Below are 19,282 nucleotides of genomic sequence, written 5' to 3'. Positions count from 1 at the left end.
CGATCCCATGTCCGATCTGCGTGATCCAGCTCCTTACGACGCCCTTCTGCTGCTCTCCTTCGGTGGCCCCGAAGGGCCGGACGACGTGGTCCCGTTCCTCGAGAACGTCACCCGCGGCCGGGGCATCCCCAAAGAGCGGCTCAAGGAGGTGGGTCAGCACTACTTCCTGTTCGGCGGCGTCAGCCCCATCAACGACCAGAACCGCGCCCTGCTCGACGCCCTGCGCAAGGACTTCGCCGAACACGGCCTCGACCTGCCGGTGTACTGGGGCAACCGCAACTGGGCGCCGTACCTCACCGACACCCTGCGCGAGATGACGGCCGCCGGGCACCGGCGTGTCGCGGTGCTCGCGACCAGCGCGTACGCCTCCTACTCCGGCTGCCGCCAGTACCGGGAGAACCTGGCCGACGCACTGGACACCCTCCGCGCCGAGGGTCTGGAGGCGCCCGGGGTGGACAAGCTGCGCCACTACTTCAACCACCCCGGGTTCGTCCGCCCCATGATCGACGGCGTCCTCGCCTCGCTGGCCGACCTGCCCGAGGACGTCAGGGCCGGCGCCCACCTCGCCTTCACCACCCACTCCATCCCCACGTCCGCCGCCGACACCTCGGGCCCCGAGCCGGAGCACGGCGAGGGCGGCGCCTACGTCGCCCAGCACCTGGACGTGGCGGCCCTGATCGCCGCCGCCGTCCGGGACGAGACGGGTGTCGAGCATCCCTGGCAGCTCGTCTACCAGTCCCGCAGCGGCGCCCCGCACATCCCGTGGCTGGAGCCGGACATCTGCGACCACCTCGAAGCGCTGCACGCGTCCGGGGCGCCCGCGGCCGTCATGGTCCCCATCGGCTTCGTCTCCGACCACATGGAGGTCCTCTACGACCTCGACACCGAGGCCACCGCCAAGGCCGCCGAGCTGGGGCTGCCCGTGCGCCGTTCCGCCACCGTGGGCGCCGACCCGCGGTTCGCCGCCGCCGTGCGCGACCTCGTGCTGGAACGCGCCGCGACCGAGCGAGGCATCGCCGCCGAGCGCTGCGCCCTCGGGGCGCTCGGCGCGAGCCACGACCTGTGCCCGGTCGGCTGCTGCCCGGCGCGGACGCCGAAGCCCGCGGCCGCCGGCGCCGACAGCCCCTACGCGTAAGGAGACCCCTGTGACCGACCCCCTGACGTCCGAACTGCTCACCCTCGCCCTCGAAGCCGCCCGCAGGGCGGGGGCGCTGCTGCGGGACGGCAGGCCGGACGACCTGGCGGTCGCCCGGACCAAGTCCAGCCCCATCGACGTGGTCACCGAGATGGACATCGCCGCGGAGAAGCTGATCACCGGCTACCTGTCGGAGCACCGGCCCGACGACGGCTTCCTCGGCGAGGAGGGCGCCTCCAGCAGCGGCACCAGCGGCGTGCGCTGGGTGATCGACCCGCTCGACGGCACCGTCAACTACCTGTACGGGCTGCCCACATGGGCCGTGTCGATCGCCGCCGAACGCGACGGCGAGACGGTCGTGGGGGTCGTCGAGGCGCCGATGCGCGGGGAGACCTTCCAGGCGGTCCTGGGGAACGGGGCGTACCTGGGCGAGCGGCGGCTGAGCTGCCGGCCGGCGCCGCCGCTGGACCAGGCGCTGGTGGCCACGGGCTTCAACTACGTCCAGACCGTCCGCGCGCACCAGGCGGAAGTGGCGCACCGGCTGATCCCCCAGCTGCGTGACATCCGTCGCAGCGGCTCGGCGGCCGTCGACCTGTGCGACGTGGCCGCGGGCCGTCTCGACGGCTACTACGAGCGCGGGCTCCGCCCGTGGGACCTGGCCGCGGGCGACCTGATCGCGCGTGAGGCGGGCGCCCGCACGGGCGGCCGCCCCGGCGAACTGCCCTCCGGCGACCTGACGGTCGCGGCCCCACCGGGGATCTTCGAGCCGCTCCAGACCCTCCTGGAGGACCTGGGCGCCTGGCACGACTGAGGAGTTCCCGGGCTCGGTTCGCGGCGACTGCATCCCGGGCCTCGGTTCGCCTCTGGGCCGGCCCGGACGCGGACAGACGAGGGCCCCGGCACCGTTCCGCGGTGCCGGGGCCCTCGTGCTGCTCGGAGCGGGTGCTACGCCGCGCTGACCTCGACCCCGTGCTCGGCGGCGAGCCGGCGAAGGTCCTCCAGCTCGGCCATCTCGACGTCGGCGAGGAAGTCGTCGCCCGTCTCGCGAGCCATCGTCAGGTCGGTCTCCGCAGCCTTTATGCGCTGCAGAAGTCCCGCGGTGAAAGCGTCCATGATGCGCCCCCTCGGCTAGGTCGGTGGCACGGGGGTGTGCCTGGCTGGGGTCCCCCTCGCCGAGGCGAGAGGCGGGTGATCAACCCTGGAACAGGTCGTGCTGCGCCACTACAAGGCGTGATCGTGGGTGTGCAGACGTCTTCCCCACCCGTTCCCTCAGGGAAACCTCAACTGTCCCGGGGATCGGCTTCATTCCCCGATGCTCTTGCAACGGGATTCCGTCTTACAGCCGGTTTACACGCGTAACGGGCAGGATGTATGCGCACAGCCAGTGCAAAGGCCTGCCCGTCCCCGGACGGGCTCGGAGGAAGGAACAGCGACGTGCGCGTACTCGTCGTCGAGGACGAGCAGCTGCTCGCCGATGCGGTGGCCACCGGACTGCGCCGGGAGGCCATGGCCGTCGACGTCGTGTACGACGGCGCGGCGGCCCTGGAGCGCATCGAGGTCAACGACTACGACGTCGTGGTCCTCGACCGTGACCTCCCGCTCGTCCACGGCGACGACGTCTGCCGCAAGATCGTCGAGCTGGGCATGCCGACCCGCGTGCTGATGCTGACCGCGTCGGGGGACGTCAGTGACCGTGTGGAGGGCCTGGAGCTGGGCGCCGACGACTACCTGCCCAAGCCGTTCGCGTTCACCGAGCTCACGGCCCGGGTGCGCGCGCTCGGCCGGCGGACGACCGTGCCGCTGCCCCCGGTACTGGCGCGCGCCGGGATCAAGCTCGACCCGAACCGCCGCGAGGTGTTCCGGGACGGGAAGGAGATCCAGCTCGCCCCGAAGGAGTTCGCCGTGCTGGAGGTCCTGATGCGCAGCGAGGGCGCGGTGGTCTCGGCGGAGCAGCTGCTGGAGAAGGCCTGGGACGAGAACACCGACCCGTTCACCAACGTCGTGCGTGTGACCGTGATGACCCTGCGCCGCAAGCTCGGCGAGCCGCCGGTGATCGTCACGGTGCCCGGCTCCGGCTACCGGATCTGATCCGCATGGCCTCCCTCCCCGCGCCCCCCGAGGCGCCACCGAAGCCGACCTGGGACCCCAGGGAGCCGGTGCGGCCGTGGCTGCGCCCGACCATCCGGATACGGCTCACCCTGCTGTACGGCGGGATGTTCCTCATCGCGGGCATCCTGCTGCTGTCGATCATCTATCTGTTCACCGCGCAGGCGCTGCACGACGGGAGCGGGCTTCCGTTCAAGCTGCTGCCGGAGAGCAAGATCCAGCTGACGGACAACTCCTGCGAGGCGCTGACCACGGGCCTGTCGGCCGACGAGGCCAACGCCGCCCTGAAGTCGTGCTTCGCCCACCAGCGCGAGCTGGCCCTGGACGACCTGCTGCGCCGCTCGCTGTTCGCCCTGCTCGGGCTGAGCATCATCGCCTTCGCCTTCGGATACGCGATGGCGGGGCGCGTGCTGTCGCCGCTCGGCCGCATCACCCGTACCGCCCGCCAGGTGGCCGGCTCGGACCTGACCCGCCGGATCGAGCTGGACGGCCCGGACGACGAGCTGAAGGAGCTCGCCGACACCTTCGACGAGATGCTGGACCGGCTGGAGCGGGCCTTCACCGCCCAGCAGCGGTTCGTCGCCAACGCCTCGCACGAGCTGCGGACGCCGCTGGCGATCAACCGCACGCTCCTGGAGGTCCACCTCTCGGACCCGGGAGCGCCCGTGGAGCTCCAGCAGCTCGGCAAGACGCTGCTGGCCACCAACGAGCGCAGCGAGCAGCTCGTGGAGGGCCTGCTGCTGCTCGCCCGCAGCGACAACCAGATCGTCGAGCGCAAGCCGGTCGACCTGGCGGAGGTCGCCGCGCGCGCCATCGACCAGGTGCGCGCGGAGGCCGACGCGCAGGGCGTGGAGATCCGCGGGGAGCGGGCGCCCGCCATCGTGCAGGGCAACGGCGTGCTGCTGGAGCGGATCGCGCTGAACCTCGTGCAGAACGGGGTGCGCTACAACGTGGGGGACGGAGGCTGGGTGGAGGTCTCGACCGAGGTCCAGCAGGGCCAGGCCGTCCTGGTCGTGTCGAACACGGGGCCCGTGGTCCCCGCGTACGAGATCGACAACCTCTTCGAGCCGTTCAGAAGGCTGCGGCAGGAGCGGACTGGCAGCGACAAGGGTGTCGGCCTGGGCCTTTCCATCGCCCGGTCGGTCGCGCGGGCCCACGGGGGCCGTATCATCGCGGAGCCTCGTGAGGGCGGCGGGCTTGTGATGCGTGTCACCCTGCCGGTCTGACATGCTGAAGGGCGTTCGCTTTAAGCGGAATTTTCAGGACCCCGTCCGGAAGGTGCCGTGTGCGTTCGATCACAGACGCGGATTTCAGGCCGTCTACTCTCCGTGGTCGCTCATCCTGCCGGAAAGCCGGAAAAAGTCCGAGTTTCCGGGGGGTGGGGTCACGGGAAGTACACGGGGTGGCGCCTGTGCGGCGTGCCCCGCGGACCGTGTACGGTCCCCATCGCCATCCAACCCGATCACTCTTGAGGGGTCCGGTTGGGTGTCGATTGAGTAACAGACCTTGATGTGAGGCAAAATCTCCGCCTCAGGTCGGGCACAAGTCCGGCCTCTCACGCGTTACGTGCGCTGGAGACACCGCAGACACCCAGAGGGGGAGAGCGACATGGCAACGGATTACGACACCCCACGCAAGACCGACGACGACGTCGATTCGGACAGCCTTGAGGAACTGAAGGCCCGGCGGAACGACAAGTCCACCTCCACCGTCGACGTCGACGAGTTCGACGCCGCGGAGGGCATGGAACTCCCCGGAGCAGACCTGTCCAACGAGGAGCTGGCCGTTCGCGTCCTGCCGAAGCAGGCCGACGAGTTCACCTGCATGAGCTGCTTCCTCGTGCACCACCGCAGCCAGCTGGCACGCGAGAAGAACGGCCAGCCGATCTGCCGCGACTGCGACTGAGGACTGGTCGCCAGTGGCAGGCGAGACACCGTCCAGGAAGCGGCGCTTTCGGCGTCAGAAGCCGACGGAGGCGCACCAGGGCGGTTCGGGCCCGGCGCAGGACGCCACGGCGTCCACCGAGCGCGATGCCGCCCTGCTGCCGCACGGCGCAGGTCACGACGTGGAGCGAGGCCGCTCGGCCTCGCTCGAAGCAGCGGGCCCGGCGGGGTCCCCGGCCAGGGTCCGGGGCCTGGCCGCGGTGCGGCACGGCGTCGCCAGGGGCGGCGAGACCGCCAGGGTTTCGTTGATGAGGACACGACAGGGCACCAAGGCGGCCCTGGGCCGCCTCGCCGACCGCCTCATCGAGAACGCGCCGCGCGTCCCGGTCCGTGACCTCGACACGCTGCGCAGACAGTTCCCCGGGCTCGGGCCCGAGCAGCTCGCCGACAAACTCGTCACGGGCGCGGCCAACGCGACGTCCACCGTCGGCGCCGGTGTCGGCGCCGCCGCGATGATGCCCGTGCCGCCCGCCATGCCGACCGAGCTGGCGGCGGAGGTCCTGGGCGTCGGAGCGATCGAACTCAAGCTCGTCGCCGAGCTCCACGAGGTCTACGGGCTGCGCCCGCCGGGCGGCCTCAAGGAGCGCAGCACCGCGTACCTGACCTCCTGGTCGTCCGAGCGCGGCATCGACGTGACCAAGCCGTCGACGTACAACGCGTCGATGGGCGGCCAGCTCAAGCGCCAGCTGCGCCAGCAGATCATGAAGCGCATGGTGCGCAACCTGCCCAGCCTCACGCCGTTCCTGGTCGGAGCCGCCGTCGGCGCGGTGATGAACCGCCGCGACACCCGCAAGCTCGCCGACCACATCCGCGCGGACCTGCGCAGACGGCAGGTCCCCTGGGACGCCCTGCCGCAGCTCCCGCCGCTCGAGCAGCCGAAGGACGTGCTGCCCGGCGAGCTGCTGGGGGAGACCCGGCGGCTGCCGCCTTCGGCGGAGAGCTGAGCGACCGCTCGCAGGACCGTGGTTCAGGCCGCGCGGACAGCCGTGTTCAGGCCGCGCGGACGGCCGTCACGGCCGCCGCCAGCTCCTGGGGATGCCGCGTCGACAGATAGACGTAAGGCGTCGGGTCCGCCGGGTCCGTGACCTCGATGCGCACCGCCGTCGGCACATAGCTGCGCAGCAGCATGAACGCCCGCGGATCCGCCTTGTACGACCTCCAGGCACGTGCCTCCTGCGGGTCCAGCACCTCGGGCGTGCCGAGGGCCGACACCGGGATCCGCGCGTCACCGGCGACCAGTGAGCCGGCCACCACGCGGATGCGGGCCGAGCCGTACGAGCTGACCAGAGCCCCCACGAGTGCCGCCGCCCCGATCAGCCCGCCGAGCATCGGCAGCGTCCCCAGCGGCAGCGCGACCAGACCGCCGCTGACGCCGGCGAGAGCGGTGACGACCCACCACGAACGTGGCACGGTCAGGCGTTCTGAGTACTGCGGGGCGGAAGGCTGCATGAATCCAAGCTTGGCACGGCGCGACCGGCGGGTATCCGCGCGGGTAAGGTCTGCGCCTGTGAGTAACGCGAACCCCCCGGCGGCGACGCCCGGCCCCCCGGCCGGCTCCACGGCGCTGACCCCGCCCGCCGACGCCACGGCACCGGTCCGGCACCCCGACGCCCCGGCCCCCGGCGAGCTCCTCGGCGCGCACTACGACCACTGCTTCGGCTGCGGCGGTGCCCAGCCCCACGGGCTGCACCTGGCCGCCCGTGCCCAGGAGGGCGTGCGCGTCACCGCCGAGTTCACCGTCAGGCCCGCCCACCAGGGCGCACCGGGCCTCGCCCACGGCGGGGTCCTCGCCACCGCGCTGGACGAGACGCTGGGCTCGCTGAACTGGCTGCTGCGCGTGATCGCCGTGACCGGCAAGCTGGAGACCGACTTCGTGCGCCCCGTGCCCGTCGGCACCGTGCTGCACCTCGACGCCGAGGTCACCGCCGTCGCCGGGCGCAAGATCTACTCGCGTGCCACCGGCCGGATCGGCGGCCCGGACGGACCGGTGGCCGTCCGCGCGGGTGCGCTGTTCATCGAGGTCAAGGTCGACCACTTCATCGACAACGGCCGTGCCGAGGAGATCCAGGCAGCCATGGCCGACCCCGACCAGATCAGGCGCGCCCGCGCCTTCGAGGTGAACCCGTGATGCGTGAACCCGTCGACGTACTGATCCGCCGTGTGGACCCCGAGGTCCCGCTCCCGGCGTACGGACACCCCGGCGACGCCGGCGCCGATCTCGTGACCTGCGAGGCGGCAGAGCTGGCCCCCGGCGAACGCGCCGTCCTGCCCACCGGAGTGTCGATCGCGCTGCCCGACGGGTACGCGGCCTTCGTGCATCCGCGCTCGGGTCTCGCCGCGCGCTGCGGAGTGGCCCTCGTGAATGCCCCAGGGACGGTGGATGCCGGGTACCGTGGGGAGATCAAGGTGATCGTGGTCAATCTGGACCCGCGTGAGAGCGTGCGGTTCGAACGGTTCGACCGGATTGCCCAACTGGTCGTCCAGCAGGTCGAGAAGGTGCGCTTCCACGAGGTGGCGGAGCTTCCCGGCTCGGCGCGGGCCGAGGGGGGCTTCGGGTCCACCGGCGGTCACGCCGCCGTGGACGGCACTACGGGTGGGAATCGATACGCTTCGGTCGTATCTGACCGGGAAGGACAGTGACGTGTTCGGACGTCGCAAGAAGAGTGGTTCCGCCGGTGACACGGCGGCGGGCGAGGCCGAGCGAGTCGCCGACCAGTCGGACGAGCTCGGCACCGACGCCGAGGAGAGCGCGCCCCGCAGGGTGAACCTCCCGCCGGCGCCCCGGCCCGACGGCCCCTGGGACGTCTCCGAGGTCTCCCGGCCCGGCGACGGCCGGGTCGACCTGGGCGGACTTTTCGTGCCCGGGGTCGAGGGCATGGAACTGCGCGTCGAGGTCGCCGGCGACGCGATCGTCGCCGCCACGGTCGTGCTGCGCGACAGCGCCATCCAGCTGCAGGCCTTCGCGGCACCCAAGAAGGAAGGCATCTGGGGCGAGGTCCGTGAGGAGATCGCCTCCGGCATCACGCGGCAGGGCGGGGTCATCGACGAGGTCGAGGGCCCGCTCGGCTGGGAGCTGCGGGCGCAGGTGCCCGTGCAGCTGCCCGACGGCACGGGCGGCGTACAGCTCGTCCGCTTCGTCGGTGTCGACGGCCCCCGCTGGTTCCTGCGCGGCGTGATCTCCGGGCAGGCCGCGGTGCAGCCGCAGGCCGCCGGTCTGCTGGAGCAGATCTTCCGGGACACCGTCGTCGTGCGCGGCGACGGCCCGATGGCGCCCCGCGACCCGATCGTCCTCAAGCTGCCGGACGACGCCCAGATGGTGCCCGAGGGCGTCCAGCAGGAGGAGCAGGAGGGATCCCGCTTCTCCGGAGGCATGGGCCAGCTCCAGCGCGGACCCGAGATCACCGAGGTCCGCTGACACACGTGCAAGGGCGCTTGGGCCGCGATTCCCCTCCGCGGGAGCCGCGGCCCAAGCGCGTTTGTGCGCACGGCCGTTGCCCGTGCGCATGGCCCCTGCACATACTGTGGCCCGGACGATCAGGACGTACGGGGGGACGCATGACCGAGAGCAGCAGCGCGCACGGCGGCACCGCCGTCATCGGTGACCGGGCCGACGCGCCGATGGTGCGGGTGGAGAACCTGCGCCGGTCCTACGGCACCGGAGCCGCGGCCGTGCACGCGCTCCGCGGCGTCTCCTTCGAGATCCCCCGCGGCGAACTCGTCGCCCTCAAGGGCCGCTCCGGCTCCGGCAAGACCACGCTCCTCAACCTCGTCGGCGGTCTCGACTCCCCGGACGAGGGCCGGATCACCGTCGACGGCATCGACCTGTCGGGGCTCGGCGAGAACGGCCTCCTGGAGCTGCGCCGGGACCGGATCGGCTTCATCTTCCAGTCCTTCGGCCTGATCCCGATCCTGAGCGCGGCCGAGAACGTGGGCGTGCCCCTGCGCCTGCGCAAGGCGGATCCGCGCGAGCGGGAGGAGCGGGTGCAGCTGATGCTCGCCCTCGTCGGCCTCGCCGACCACGCGGCCCAGCGCCCCGGCGAGCTCTCCGGCGGCCAGCAGCAGCGCGTCGCCATCGCGAGGGCCCTCGCCAACCGCCCCGCCCTGCTCATCGCCGACGAGCCGACCGGCCAGCTGGACGCCGAGACCGGGCTCTCGGTCATGGAGCTCCTGCGCGCCGTCGTCCGGGGCGAGGGGGTCACCGCCCTGGTCGCCACCCACGACGCCCAGCTGCTCGACCTCGCGGACCGGGTGCTGGAGCTGCGCGACGGCGAGATCGTCGAGCACTGACGGGCCGCGGGCGGCCACGGGCCGGGGCGCGTCAGAATCGCGTCAATACGCACCGGGGAGTCCTCCGGCGTCCCATTCACCCCCTCTGTTCGACGTAGGGTCGACGCTGCGCGGGCGGCGGCCGACGCCGCCGCCGCGTGACGCGGCACAGAGAAGACAATGGGGCCATGGGACGCGGCAAGCTTCGGATCTACCTGGGTGCGGCGCCCGGAGTCGGCAAGACGTACGCGATGCTCTCCGAGGCGCACCGCCGCGTGGAACGCGGCACGGACTGCGTCGTCGCGTTCGTGGAGCACTACGACAGGCCGCGCACCGAGGCGCTGCTCCACGGACTGGAACACGTGCGGCGCCGCGAGATCACCCACGGAGGCGTCGCCCTCGGCGAGATGGACGTCGACGCCGTGCTGGAGCGCGGCCCCGCGGTCGCCCTCGTCGACGAACTCGCCCACACCAACGTGCCGGGCTCCCGCAACGCCAAGCGCTGGCAGGACGTCGAGGAGCTGCTCGCCGCCGGCACAGACGTCATATCGACGGTCAACATCCAGCATCTCGAATCACTCGGGGACGTGGTCGAGTCGATCACCGGCGTACGGCAGCGGGAGACCGTCCCCGACGAGGTGGTCCGCAGAGCCGACCAGATCGAACTCGTCGACATGGCGCCCCAGGCGCTGCGCCGCAGGATGGCGCACGGCAACATCTACAAGCCGGACCGGGTGGACGCCGCCCTGTCCAACTACTTCCGCCCCGGCAACCTCACCGCACTGCGCGAGCTGGCCCTGCTCTGGCTCGCCGACCGGGTCGACGAATACCTCCAGCAGTACCGGGGCGAGCACAACATCCGCTCCACCTGGCAGGCACGCGAACGCATCGTCGTCGGTCTCACCGGCGGACCCGAGGGCCGCACCCTGATCCGGCGCGCGTCCCGGATGGCGGGCAAGGGCTCGGGCAGCGAGATCCTCGCCGTCTACATCGCCCGCAGCGACGGGCTGACCTCCGCGTCCCCCAAGGAACTCGCCGTCCAGCGCACCCTGGTCGAGGACCTCGGCGGCACCTTCCACCACGTGATCGGCGACGACGTGCCCTCCGCGCTCCTGGAGTTCGCACGCGGGGTCAACGCCACCCAGATCGTCCTCGGCTCCAGCCGCCGCAAGACCTGGCAGTACCTCTTCGGCCCCGGCGTCGGCGCGACCGTGGCCCGCGACTCCGGGCACGACCTCGACGTCCACATCGTCACCCACGACGAGGCCGGCAAGGGGCGCGGCCTGCCCGGGGCCCGCGGCGCCCGGCTCGGCCGCTCCCGGATCGCGGCGGGCTGGGTCGCCGGCGTCGTCGCGCCCGTGCTGCTGAGCCTGGTGCTGACGAGCATGGCGAACGGCCCCGGCCTCGCCAACAACGTCCTTCTGTTCCTCTTCCTCACGGTCGCGGCGGCACTGATCGGCGGGCTGCTCCCCGCGCTCGCCTCCGCCGCCGTCGGATCACTGCTGCTCAACTACTACTTCACGTCGCCCACCCACACCCTCGACATCGCCGAGCCGCACAACCTCGTCGCCATCGTGATCTTCTTCGCGGTGGCCGTGTCGGTCGCCTCCGTCGTGGACCTCGCCGCCCGCCGCACCCATCAGGCGGCCCGGCTGCGGGCCGAGTCGGAGATCCTCTCCTTCCTCGCCGGCAGTGTGCTGCGCGGCGAGACCGCGCTCGACGCGCTCCTCGAACGGGTCCGGGAGACCTTCGCGATGGAGTCCGTGGCCCTCCTGGAGCGTGCCGGCGACGTCGAGCCGTGGACGTGCACGGCGAGCGTCGGACCCGCTCCCGCGGCCCGCCCCGACGACGCGGACGTGGACATGCCCGTCGGCGACCACATGGCGCTGGCCCTCTCCGGCCGCGTACTGCCCGCCGAGGACCGTCGGGTGCTCGCCGCGTTCGCCACCCAGGCAGCGGTCGTCCTCGACCGCCAGCGCCTGGTGGGGGAGGCGGAGGCGGCCCGGGCGCTGGCCGAGGGCAACCGCATTCGCACCGCACTGCTCGCCGCCGTCAGCCACGACCTGCGCACCCCGCTCGCGGGCATCAAGGCCGCGGTCTCCTCGCTCCGGTCCGACGACGTCGCCTGGTCCGAAGCGGACGAGGCCGAACTGCTCGCCGGCATCGAGGAGGGCGCGGACCGTCTCGACCACCTGGTGGGCAACCTGCTCGACATGTCGCGTTTGCAGACCGGCACCGTCACCCCGCTGATCCGCGAGACGAGTCTCGACGAGGTGATCCCGCTCGCGCTGGCCGGCGTACCGCCGGAGAGCGTGGGCCTCGACATCCCCGAGTCGCTGCCCATGGTGGCCGTCGACCGCGGGCTGCTGGAGCGGGCGGTGGCCAACATCGTCGAGAACGCCGTCAAGTACAGCCCCGCCGGCGCTCCCGTCACCGTCGCGGCCAGCGCTCTTGGGGAACGGGTCGAACTGCGCGTCGCCGACCGCGGCAGCGGAGTGCCCGACGAGGCGAAGGAACGCATCTTCGAGCCGTTCCAGCGCTACGGCGACGCCCCGCGCGGCGCAGGCGTCGGCCTCGGCCTCGCCGTCGCCCGGGGCTTCGTCGAGTGCATGGGCGGCACGCTCACCGCCGAGGACACCCCCGGCGGCGGCATGACCATGGTGCTCACCCTGTGCGCCGCGCCGGGACACGGCCGCAAGGGCACCGCCGCTCTGCCCGCGCGGGCGACGACATGACGCCGCGCGGCGCGCCCGGCGCCCGCCGGCCCCTGCGGAGTCCCTCGGCCCGCACGGCAGTCCCCACCCACCCAGCCCACTCGGCAGAAAGGCGGACCGGCATGACCCGGGTGCTCGTGGTCGACGACGAGCCGCAGATCGTCCGCGCCCTCGTCATCAATCTGAAGGCGCGCAAGTACGAGGTGGACTCGGCTCCCGACGGCGCGACCGCGCTCGACATCGCCGCCGCCCGTCAGCCCGACGTCGTCGTCCTCGACCTCGGCCTGCCCGACATGGACGGCGTCGAGGTCATCAGGAGTCTGCGCGGCTGGACCAGGGTGCCGATCCTGGTGCTCTCCGCGCGCCACTCCTCGGACGAGAAGGTCGAGGCGCTCGACGCCGGCGCCGACGACTACGTCACCAAGCCCTTCGGGATGGACGAACTGCTGGCCCGGCTGCGCGCCGCCGTCCGCAGGGCCGAGCCCGTCGGCGGCGGCGAGGACGGCGACGCAGGCGCGGCCACCGTCGAGACCGAGACCTTCACCGTCGACCTCGCGGCGAAGAAGGTGAACCGCGACGGACGCGACGTACGCCTGACCCCCACCGAGTGGCATCTGCTGGAGGTCCTCGTGCGCAACACCGGCCGCCTGGTCGGCCAGAAGCAGCTGCTCCAGGAGGTCTGGGGCCCGTCCTACGGAACGGAGACCAACTATCTCCGGGTCTACATGGCGCAGCTGCGCCGCAAGCTGGAGGCCGACCCCTCGCACCCCAAGCACTTCGTCACCGAGCCCGGCATGGGGTACCGCTTCGAACGTTGATCCGGCCCCTGTGGGGGCCGGTAGGCTTTCTGTATGAGTGCTGCACCCCGTCCTGAGAAGGCGGCGAAGGACGACAGGGCGTCGAAACCCGTCGGCCGCTTCCGCCGCATGCTCGACCGGCTCTCCAGTTCGCAGCAGGATCTCGAGTCGGAGGAGCTCCAGGAGGACGCCCAGGCATCGGGGTGCACCCCAATCTGCGACTGCGGCGACCGCCAGGTCGTGCGGGTCACTGGTACCTTGCGCACCGTCACCCTTCGTCCGCGGGCCGGTGTGCCCGCGCTGGAGGCGGAGCTCTTCGACGGCACGGCACCGCTCGACGTCGTCTGGCTCGGCCGCCGGTCCATCGTGGGCATCGAGCCGGGCCGCAGGATGATCGCGTCCGGCCGGATCTCGATGAGCCACGGCCGCCGGGTGCTGTTCAATCCCAAATACGAACTCCGACCGCTCGGACAGGAGTAGCCGGTGACGTCTGTCGACAAGCCGACCCCGACGACGAACGACCAGCAGCAGGACAGCGCGCAGGGCCCCGCCGACAGCAAGGCGGTCACCGAGGCAGCGCTGTTCGAGGCGTTCGGCGGCATGCGCGGCATGGTGGAGACGGTCCTGCCGGGCCTGCTCTTCGTCACGATCTACACGGTCAACAAGGACCTGCACGTCTCGGCGATCGCCGCGCTCGCGGTCTCGCTGGTGCTGGTGGCCGTCCGGCTGGTGCGCAAGGACACCGTGAAGCACGCCTTCAGCGGCGTCTTCGGCGTGGCCTTCGGTGTCGTCTTCGCGATGATGACCGGCAACGCGAAGGACTTCTACCTGCCGGGCATGCTCTACACGCTCGGGCTCGCCCTCGCGTACATCATCACGACGCTGGCGGGCGTGCCGCTGATCGGCCTGATCCTCGGCCCGGTGTTCAAGGAGAACCTCTCCTGGCGCACCCGCAACCCCGGCCGCAAGAAGGCGTACGCGAAGGCGAGCTGGGCCTGGGGCCTGATCCTGCTCGCCAAGTGCGCCATCCTCTTCCCGCTGTACTGGTGGGCGGACACGACGCAGCTGGGCTGGGTCCTGGTCACGCTCAAGATCCCTCCGTTCCTGCTGGCCGTGTACCTGACCTGGCTGTTCCTGGCCAAGGCGCCGCCGCCGATCGACGTCTTCGCCGAGATGGAGGCGGAGGAACGGGAGGAGAAGGCCCGCACGGCGGCGGCACGGACCCCCGGCGGCGAGGCGTAGCCTCCCGCCCTCGCGCATACGGGACGGCCCGGAACCCATCGGTTCCGGGCCGTCCCGTATGCGCGAGGTGCCGCCGGGTCGTCAGGACTCGCGGCGGACGGAGAGCAGGTCCTCCAGTTGCTCCTCGCGCGCCTGGGCCGCGACGAACAGCAGCTCGTCGCCCGCCTCCAGCGTCTCCTCCGTGCTCGGGGTCAGGACCCGGGGACCGCGGATGATCGTGACCAGGGACGTGTCCTCCGGCCAGGCCACATCGCCCACCTGCGTACCCGCCAGCGCCGACTCCGGCGGCAGCGTCAGCTCGACCAGGTTCGCGTCGCCGTGGCTGAAGCGCAGCAGACGCACCAGGTCGCCCACGCTCACCGCCTCCTCCACCAGCGCCGACATCAGACGCGGGGTGGACACGGCCACGTCCACGCCCCATGCCTCGTTGAAGAGCCACTCGTTCTTGGGGTTGTTCACGCGGGCGACGACCCGCGGCACCCCGTACTCCGTCTTGGCGAGCAGCGACACGACCAGGTTCACCTTGTCGTCGCCCGTCGCCGCGATCACCACGTTGCAGCGCTGCAGCGCCGCCTCGTCCAGCGACGTGATCTCGCACGCGTCGGCCAGCAGCCACTCCGCCTGCGGCACCCGCTCCACCGAGATGGCGGTCGGGGCCTTGTCGACCAGGAGGACCTCGTGCCCGTTCTCCAGCAGCTCGCCCGCGATGGAACGCCCCACCGCACCGGCGCCCGCAATAGCCACCCGCATCAGTGACCGCCCTCCTCGGGGCCCTCCGCGAAGGCCGCCTCGACCTTCGCGATCTCGTCCGTACGCATCATCACGTGCACGAGGTCGCCCTCCTGCAAGACGGTCTGCGACGTCGGCAGCACCGCTTCACCCAGCCGGGTGAGGAACGCGACACGTACGCCCGTCTCCTCCTGCAGCCTGCTGACCTTGTGGCCGATCCACGCCGGCGACGTGTGGACCTCCGCCAGCTGCACCCCGCCGCTCGGATCGCGCCACAGCGGCTCCGCGCCAGACGGCAGCAGCCGCCGCAGCATCTGGTCGGCGGTCCAGCGGACCGTCGCGACCGTCGGAATGCCCAGGCGCTGGTAGACCTCCGCGCGGCGCGGGTCGTAGATCCGCGCGGCCACGTTCTCGATGCCGAACATCTCCCGCGCCACCCGCGCGGCGATGATGTTCGAGTTGTCGCCGCTGCTGACCGCGGCGAACGCGCCCGCGTCCTCGATCCCCGCCTCGCGCAGGGTGTCCTGGTCGAAGCCGACTCCGGTGACACGGCGGCCGCCGAATCCCGATCCCAGGCGACGGAAGGCCGTGGGGTCCTGGTCGACGACGGCGACCGTGTGCCCCTGCTGCTCCAGGGTCTGCGCGAGGGCGGCTCCCACTCGCCCGCACCCCATGATGACGATGTGCACGACCGTCCTTCCGGCTGTCACTGATCCTGTCTCGCTGTCAAGACCCTCCAGGGTCTCAGACCGCGGCCCTAGCTAAACACGCGCGGTCGCCCCTTGGACCCGGGCGTCACGGGGAGACAGGATTCCGTTAAGGCCCGGGTGAGAAGTGGGCATGACTCATTTCGAACGCTTACGATCCTCCCCGTGTCCAAACTGACCGACGTGCCCAAACGGATCCTGATCGGCCGGGCGCTGCGCAGCGACAGGCTCGGGGAAACACTCCTCCCCAAGCGCGTTGCACTCCCCGTCTTCGCCTCCGACCCGCTCTCCTCTGTGGCGTACGCCCCTGGCGAAGTCCTGCTGGTCCTGTCCATCGCGGGTGTGTCGGCGTACCACTTCAGCCCCTGGATCGCCGCGGCGGTCGTGGTGCTGATGTTCACGGTCGTCGCCTCCTACCGGCAGAACGTCCACGCCTACCCGAGCGGCGGCGGGGACTACGAGGTCGCCAACACCAACCTCGGCCCGAAGGCCGGCCTGACCGTCGCCAGCGCCCTGCTCGTCGACTACGTCCTGACCGTCGCCGTCTCCATCTCCTCGGGTGTGGAGAACCTCGGCTCGGCCATCCCGTTCGTCGTCGAGCACAAGGTGCTCAGCGCCATCGTCATCATCGTGCTGCTGACGCTGATGAACCTGCGCGGCGTGAAGGAGTCGGGCAAGCTCTTCGCGATCCCGACGTACGTCTTCGTCGCCGGCGTCTTCATCATGATCCTCTGGGGCGCCTTCAAGGGCATCGTCCTCGACGACACCATGCGCGCACCGACCGCCGACTACGAGATCAAGCCCGAGCACCAGGGCCTCGCCGGCTTCGCGCTCGTCTTCCTGCTGCTGCGCGCCTTCTCCTCCGGCTGTGCGGCGCTCACCGGCGTCGAGGCGATCAGCAACGGCGTCCCCGCCTTCCGCAAGCCCAAGAGCAGGAACGCGGCGACCACGCTGCTGCTGATGGGCGGACTCGCCGTCACCATGTTCTGCGGCATCATCGGCCTGGCGATGGCCACCGACGTCAAGATGGCCGAGCACCCCGCGACGGACCTGATCCTCAACGGCGCCCCGGTCGGTGCCGACTACGTCCAGCACCCGGTGATCTCGCAGGTCGCCGCCGCCGTCTTCGGGGACGGAACGTTCTTCTTCGTGCTGCTCGCCGCCGCCACCGCGCTCGTGCTGTTCCTGGCCGCGAACACCGCGTACAACGGCTTCCCGCTCCTCGGCTCGATCCTCGCCCAGGACCGCTACCTGCCGCGTCAGCTGCACACCCGCGGCGACCGGCTCGCCTTCTCCAACGGCATCGTGCTGCTCGCCGGCGCGGCCATCCTCCTCGTCTGGATCTACGGGGCCGACTCCACCAAGCTGATCCAGCTCTACATCGTCGGCGTCTTCGTCTCCTTCACGCTCAGCCAGACCGGCATGGTCCGGCACTGGAACAGGCACCTGAGGACGGAGCGCAACAAGGCCAAGCGCCGCCACATGATCCGCTCCCGTGCGATCAACACCTTCGGCGCCTTCTTCACGGGCCTGGTGCTGGTGGTCGTCCTCGCCACCAAGTTCACGCACGGCGCCTGGGTCGCCCTGCTCGGCATGGTGATCTTCTACGGAACGATGACCGCGATCCGCAAGCACTACGACCGGGTCGCCGAGGAGATCGCCGCACCCGACGAGCCGAGCGACGACAGCGTGCGCCCCTCCCGCGTGCACTCGATCGTCCTGGTCTCCAAGGTCCACCGGCCGACGCTGCGCGCCGTCGCGTACGCCAAGCTGATGCGCTCCGACAAGCTGGAGGCGCTCAGCATCAACGTCGACCCGGCCGAGACCAAGGCGCTCCAGGCCGAATGGGAGCGGCGCGGCATCAACGTCCCGCTGAAGATCCTCGACTCCCCGTACCGCGAGGTCACCCGCCCGGTCATCGACTACGTCAAGAGCCTGCGCCGCGAGAGCCCGCGGGACGCGGTCAGCGTGATCATCCCGGAGTACGTGGTCGGCCACTGGTACGAGCACCTCCTGCACAACCAGAGCGCCCTGCGTCTCAAGGGCCGGCTGCTGTTCACGCCCGGTGTGATGGTGACCTCGGTGCCGTACCAGCTCCAGTCCTCCGAGGTCGCGAAGAAGCGGGCCAGGAAGCGCCAGGAGTGGAACGCGCCCGGCTCGGTGCGCCGCGGTCCGGTCGACGAGCGCCCCAGGCAGCCGGCGGCCAGGAGCTGAGCCGCGGGCCACGTAGACTGGTGGGCTGCCGCTCCGGCAGTCCCCGCCTCACCTCTGGAGTCACCTCGTCATGCAGAACGCACCTGATTCTTCGCTGATCGGGGAGGAGTACGAGGTCGAGGTCGGTCCCGTGGCGCACGGCGGCCACTGCATCGCCCGCACCGACGAGGGCCGCGTGCTGTTCGTCCGGCACGCGCTCCCCGGCGAGAAGGTCGTCGCCCGGGTCACGGAGGGCGAGGAGGGCTCCCGCTTCCTGCGTGCCGACGCGGTGCGCGTCCTGGAGGCGTCGAAGGACCGCGTCGAGGCCCCGTGCCCCTACGCCGGGCCCGGCAAGTGCGGCGGCTGCGACTGGCAGCACGCCAAGCCGGGGGCGCAGCGGCGCCTCAAGGGCGAGGTCGTCGCCGAACAGCTGAAGCGCCTCGCGGGCCTGACGCCCGAGGAGGCCGGCTGGGACGGCACCGTGATGCCGGCGCCGGGCGACAAGGTCCCGGCCGGCGAGGTGCCCGCGTGGCGCACGCGCGTGCAGTACGCGATCGACGCCGAAGGCCGGGCGGGCCTGCGCAAGCACCGCTCGCACGACGTCCAGCCCATCGAGCACTGCATGATCGCGGCACCGGGCGTCAGCGAACTGGGCGTCGAGAAGCGGGAGTGGCCGCAGATGGCCACGGTCGAGGCGATCGCGGCGTCCGGTTCGAGCGACCGCCAGGTCGTCCTCACGCCGCGTCCCGGCGGCCGGCTCCCGCTCGTCGAACTCGACAAGCCGGTCTCGGTCCTCCGCGTCGAGGAGCGCGACGGCTCCGTCCACCGCGTCCACGGCCGCGCCTTCGTCCGCGAGCGCGCGGACGAGCGCACGTACCGCGTGGGCATGGGCGGCTTCTGGCAGGTGCACCCGCAGGCCGCGGACGTGCTGGTGAAGGCCGTGATGCAGGGCCTGCTGCCCCGCAAGGGCGACATGGCGCTGGACCTGTACTGCGGCGTGGGCCTGTTCGCGGGTGCCCTCGCGGACCGGGTGGGCGAGAAGGGCGCGGTGCTCGGCATCGAGTCGGGCAAGCGCGCGGTGGAGGACGCCCGCCACAACCTCCAGGACTTCGACCGCGTCCGCATCGAACAGGGCAAGGTGGAGTCCGTACTTCCGCGCACCGGCATCGAGGAGGTCGACCTGATCGTCCTCGACCCGCCCCGCGCGGGCGCCGGCAAGCAGACGGTCAGGCACCTCGCCTCCCTGGGCGCCCGCCGCATCGCGTACGTGGCCTGCGACCCGGCGGCGCTGGCACGGGACCTGGCGTACTTCCGCGAGAGCGGCTACAAGCCGAGGACGCTGCGGGCGTTCGACCTGTTTCCGATGACGCATCACGTGGAGTGCGTGGCGATCCTTGAGCCGGCCGCGAAGGGCTTCTGATCTGCGATTCTGCGCGTGCGCATTATGTGC

General features: G+C 71.5%; 20 protein-coding genes. 16 read left to right on the top strand and 4 right to left on the bottom strand.

The genetic code is table 11. The features are described from left to right. Positions 1-7 precede the first annotated feature (7 nt). Positions 8-1,135, top strand: coding sequence for a ferrochelatase (locus tag AB0K02_RS11360; protein ID WP_365992130.1), 1,128 nt, complete (start codon positions 8-10; stop codon positions 1,133-1,135). A 10-nt stretch (positions 1,136-1,145) separates the two neighbouring features. Beyond that, positions 1,146-1,946, top strand: a complete 801-nt coding sequence (locus AB0K02_RS11355; protein WP_365992129.1) for an inositol monophosphatase family protein — start codon at positions 1,146-1,148, stop codon at positions 1,944-1,946. Between the two features lie 134 nt (positions 1,947-2,080). On the opposite strand, the gene AB0K02_RS11350 is transcribed toward AB0K02_RS11355, so the two are convergent. Further along, entirely contained in the window at positions 2,081-2,248 is a 168-nt protein-coding gene (locus AB0K02_RS11350) for a hypothetical protein (RefSeq protein WP_365992128.1), read from the bottom strand. A gap of 321 nt (positions 2,249-2,569) precedes the next feature. Between AB0K02_RS11350 and AB0K02_RS11345 the strand changes: the two genes are divergently transcribed. The 4 genes from AB0K02_RS11345 to AB0K02_RS11330 all read left to right on the top strand — a co-directional run bounded on the left by AB0K02_RS11345 (position 2,570) and on the right by AB0K02_RS11330 (position 6,128). Further along, positions 2,570-3,223: a response regulator transcription factor gene (locus AB0K02_RS11345; protein ID WP_365992127.1), complete on the top strand. Its 654-nt coding sequence runs from the start codon at positions 2,570-2,572 to the stop codon at positions 3,221-3,223. 5 nt (positions 3,224-3,228) lie between these two features. Continuing rightward, entirely contained in the window at positions 3,229-4,467 is a 1,239-nt protein-coding gene (locus tag AB0K02_RS11340; protein ID WP_365992126.1) for an ATP-binding protein, read from the top strand. A 382-nt stretch (positions 4,468-4,849) separates the two neighbouring features. Further along, the gene (locus tag AB0K02_RS11335; RefSeq protein ID WP_018848140.1) at positions 4,850-5,146 is read left to right on the top strand and encodes a DUF4193 domain-containing protein; all 297 of its coding nucleotides are present in this window, start codon (positions 4,850-4,852) and stop codon (positions 5,144-5,146) included. 13 nt (positions 5,147-5,159) lie between these two features. Continuing rightward, positions 5,160-6,128 carry a hypothetical protein gene (locus tag AB0K02_RS11330; protein WP_365992125.1) on the top strand — a complete coding sequence of 323 codons (969 nt, stop codon included), beginning with the start codon at positions 5,160-5,162 and terminating at the stop codon, positions 6,126-6,128. A gap of 46 nt (positions 6,129-6,174) precedes the next feature. Here the strand turns inward: AB0K02_RS11330 and AB0K02_RS11325 are convergent, their stop codons facing one another. Beyond that, the gene (locus tag AB0K02_RS11325; protein ID WP_365992124.1) at positions 6,175-6,633 is read right to left on the bottom strand and encodes a DUF3093 domain-containing protein; all 459 of its coding nucleotides are present in this window, start codon (positions 6,631-6,633) and stop codon (positions 6,175-6,177) included. A gap of 58 nt (positions 6,634-6,691) precedes the next feature. On the opposite strand from AB0K02_RS11325, the gene AB0K02_RS11320 reads away from it, so the two are divergent. The 8 genes from AB0K02_RS11320 (at position 6,692) to AB0K02_RS11285 (ending at position 14,203) form a co-directional block, all read left to right on the top strand. Continuing rightward, positions 6,692-7,312: a PaaI family thioesterase gene (locus AB0K02_RS11320; RefSeq protein WP_365992123.1), complete on the top strand. Its 621-nt coding sequence runs from the start codon at positions 6,692-6,694 to the stop codon at positions 7,310-7,312. Then, positions 7,312-7,824 (top strand): dUTP diphosphatase, encoded by a 513-nt coding sequence (dut, locus tag AB0K02_RS11315; protein WP_365992122.1) that lies wholly within the window; start codon positions 7,312-7,314, stop codon positions 7,822-7,824. Before AB0K02_RS11320 ends, dut begins: the two co-directional genes overlap by 1 nt. Before the next feature lies 1 nt (position 7,825). Further along, positions 7,826-8,599: a DUF3710 domain-containing protein gene (locus AB0K02_RS11310; RefSeq protein ID WP_365992121.1), complete on the top strand. Its 774-nt coding sequence runs from the start codon at positions 7,826-7,828 to the stop codon at positions 8,597-8,599. 140 nt (positions 8,600-8,739) lie between these two features. After that, complete coding sequence (locus AB0K02_RS11305) at positions 8,740-9,471, top strand: ABC transporter ATP-binding protein (RefSeq protein ID WP_365992120.1); 732 nt, start codon at positions 8,740-8,742, stop codon at positions 9,469-9,471. A gap of 167 nt (positions 9,472-9,638) precedes the next feature. Next, on the top strand, positions 9,639-12,185 hold the full coding sequence (locus tag AB0K02_RS11300; RefSeq protein ID WP_365992119.1) for a sensor histidine kinase KdpD: 2,547 nt from the start codon (positions 9,639-9,641) through the stop codon (positions 12,183-12,185). A gap of 101 nt (positions 12,186-12,286) precedes the next feature. Continuing rightward, the gene (locus AB0K02_RS11295) at positions 12,287-12,982 is read left to right on the top strand and encodes a response regulator (RefSeq protein ID WP_365992118.1); all 696 of its coding nucleotides are present in this window, start codon (positions 12,287-12,289) and stop codon (positions 12,980-12,982) included. A 33-nt stretch (positions 12,983-13,015) separates the two neighbouring features. Continuing rightward, positions 13,016-13,441 carry an OB-fold nucleic acid binding domain-containing protein gene (locus AB0K02_RS11290; protein ID WP_365992117.1) on the top strand — a complete coding sequence of 142 codons (426 nt, stop codon included), beginning with the start codon at positions 13,016-13,018 and terminating at the stop codon, positions 13,439-13,441. Between the two features lie 3 nt (positions 13,442-13,444). After that, the gene (locus AB0K02_RS11285) at positions 13,445-14,203 is read left to right on the top strand and encodes a DUF3159 domain-containing protein (RefSeq protein ID WP_365992116.1); all 759 of its coding nucleotides are present in this window, start codon (positions 13,445-13,447) and stop codon (positions 14,201-14,203) included. An 81-nt stretch (positions 14,204-14,284) separates the two neighbouring features. On the opposite strand, the gene AB0K02_RS11280 is transcribed toward AB0K02_RS11285, so the two are convergent. Beyond that, a complete protein-coding gene (locus tag AB0K02_RS11280; RefSeq protein WP_365992115.1) occupies positions 14,285-14,953 on the bottom strand; it encodes a TrkA family potassium uptake protein in 669 nt (222 codons plus the stop codon). Continuing rightward, the gene (locus tag AB0K02_RS11275) at positions 14,953-15,621 is read right to left on the bottom strand and encodes a TrkA family potassium uptake protein (protein ID WP_365992114.1); all 669 of its coding nucleotides are present in this window, start codon (positions 15,619-15,621) and stop codon (positions 14,953-14,955) included. The genes AB0K02_RS11280 and AB0K02_RS11275 overlap by 1 nt, the downstream gene beginning before the upstream one ends. A gap of 183 nt (positions 15,622-15,804) precedes the next feature. Between AB0K02_RS11275 and AB0K02_RS11270 the strand changes: the two genes are divergently transcribed. After that, positions 15,805-17,853: an APC family permease gene (locus AB0K02_RS11270; RefSeq protein ID WP_365992113.1), complete on the top strand. Its 2,049-nt coding sequence runs from the start codon at positions 15,805-15,807 to the stop codon at positions 17,851-17,853. Between the two features lie 70 nt (positions 17,854-17,923). Then, complete coding sequence (locus AB0K02_RS11265; RefSeq protein ID WP_365992112.1) at positions 17,924-19,252, top strand: class I SAM-dependent RNA methyltransferase; 1,329 nt, start codon at positions 17,924-17,926, stop codon at positions 19,250-19,252. Positions 19,253-19,282: the final 30 nt, after the last annotated feature.

Source organism: Streptomyces sp. NPDC049597 (genome assembly GCF_040675505.1).
In the GTDB taxonomy this organism is placed as follows: Bacteria; Actinomycetota; Actinomycetes; order Streptomycetales; family Streptomycetaceae; genus Streptomyces.
Note: the sequence above shows the minus strand (reverse complement) of the source record. Positions and strands in the feature narration are given on the sequence as shown.

Coding starts and splice junctions, on each gene's coding strand:
- AB0K02_RS11360 (WP_365992130.1), top strand. CDS start 8: ATGTCCGATCTGCGTGATCCAGCTCCTTACGACGCCCTTCTGCTGCTC.
- AB0K02_RS11350 (WP_365992128.1), bottom strand. CDS start 2,248: ATGGACGCTTTCACCGCGGGACTTCTGCAGCGCATAAAGGCTGCGGAG.
- AB0K02_RS11340 (WP_365992126.1), top strand. CDS start 3,229: ATGGCCTCCCTCCCCGCGCCCCCCGAGGCGCCACCGAAGCCGACCTGG.
- AB0K02_RS11335 (WP_018848140.1), top strand. CDS start 4,850: ATGGCAACGGATTACGACACCCCACGCAAGACCGACGACGACGTCGAT.
- AB0K02_RS11325 (WP_365992124.1), bottom strand. CDS start 6,633: ATGCAGCCTTCCGCCCCGCAGTACTCAGAACGCCTGACCGTGCCACGT.
- dut (WP_365992122.1), top strand. CDS start 7,312: ATGCGTGAACCCGTCGACGTACTGATCCGCCGTGTGGACCCCGAGGTC.
- AB0K02_RS11305 (WP_365992120.1), top strand. CDS start 8,740: ATGACCGAGAGCAGCAGCGCGCACGGCGGCACCGCCGTCATCGGTGAC.
- AB0K02_RS11300 (WP_365992119.1), top strand. CDS start 9,639: ATGGGACGCGGCAAGCTTCGGATCTACCTGGGTGCGGCGCCCGGAGTC.
- AB0K02_RS11295 (WP_365992118.1), top strand. CDS start 12,287: ATGACCCGGGTGCTCGTGGTCGACGACGAGCCGCAGATCGTCCGCGCC.
- AB0K02_RS11290 (WP_365992117.1), top strand. CDS start 13,016: ATGAGTGCTGCACCCCGTCCTGAGAAGGCGGCGAAGGACGACAGGGCG.
- AB0K02_RS11280 (WP_365992115.1), bottom strand. CDS start 14,953: ATGCGGGTGGCTATTGCGGGCGCCGGTGCGGTGGGGCGTTCCATCGCG.
- AB0K02_RS11265 (WP_365992112.1), top strand. CDS start 17,924: ATGCAGAACGCACCTGATTCTTCGCTGATCGGGGAGGAGTACGAGGTC.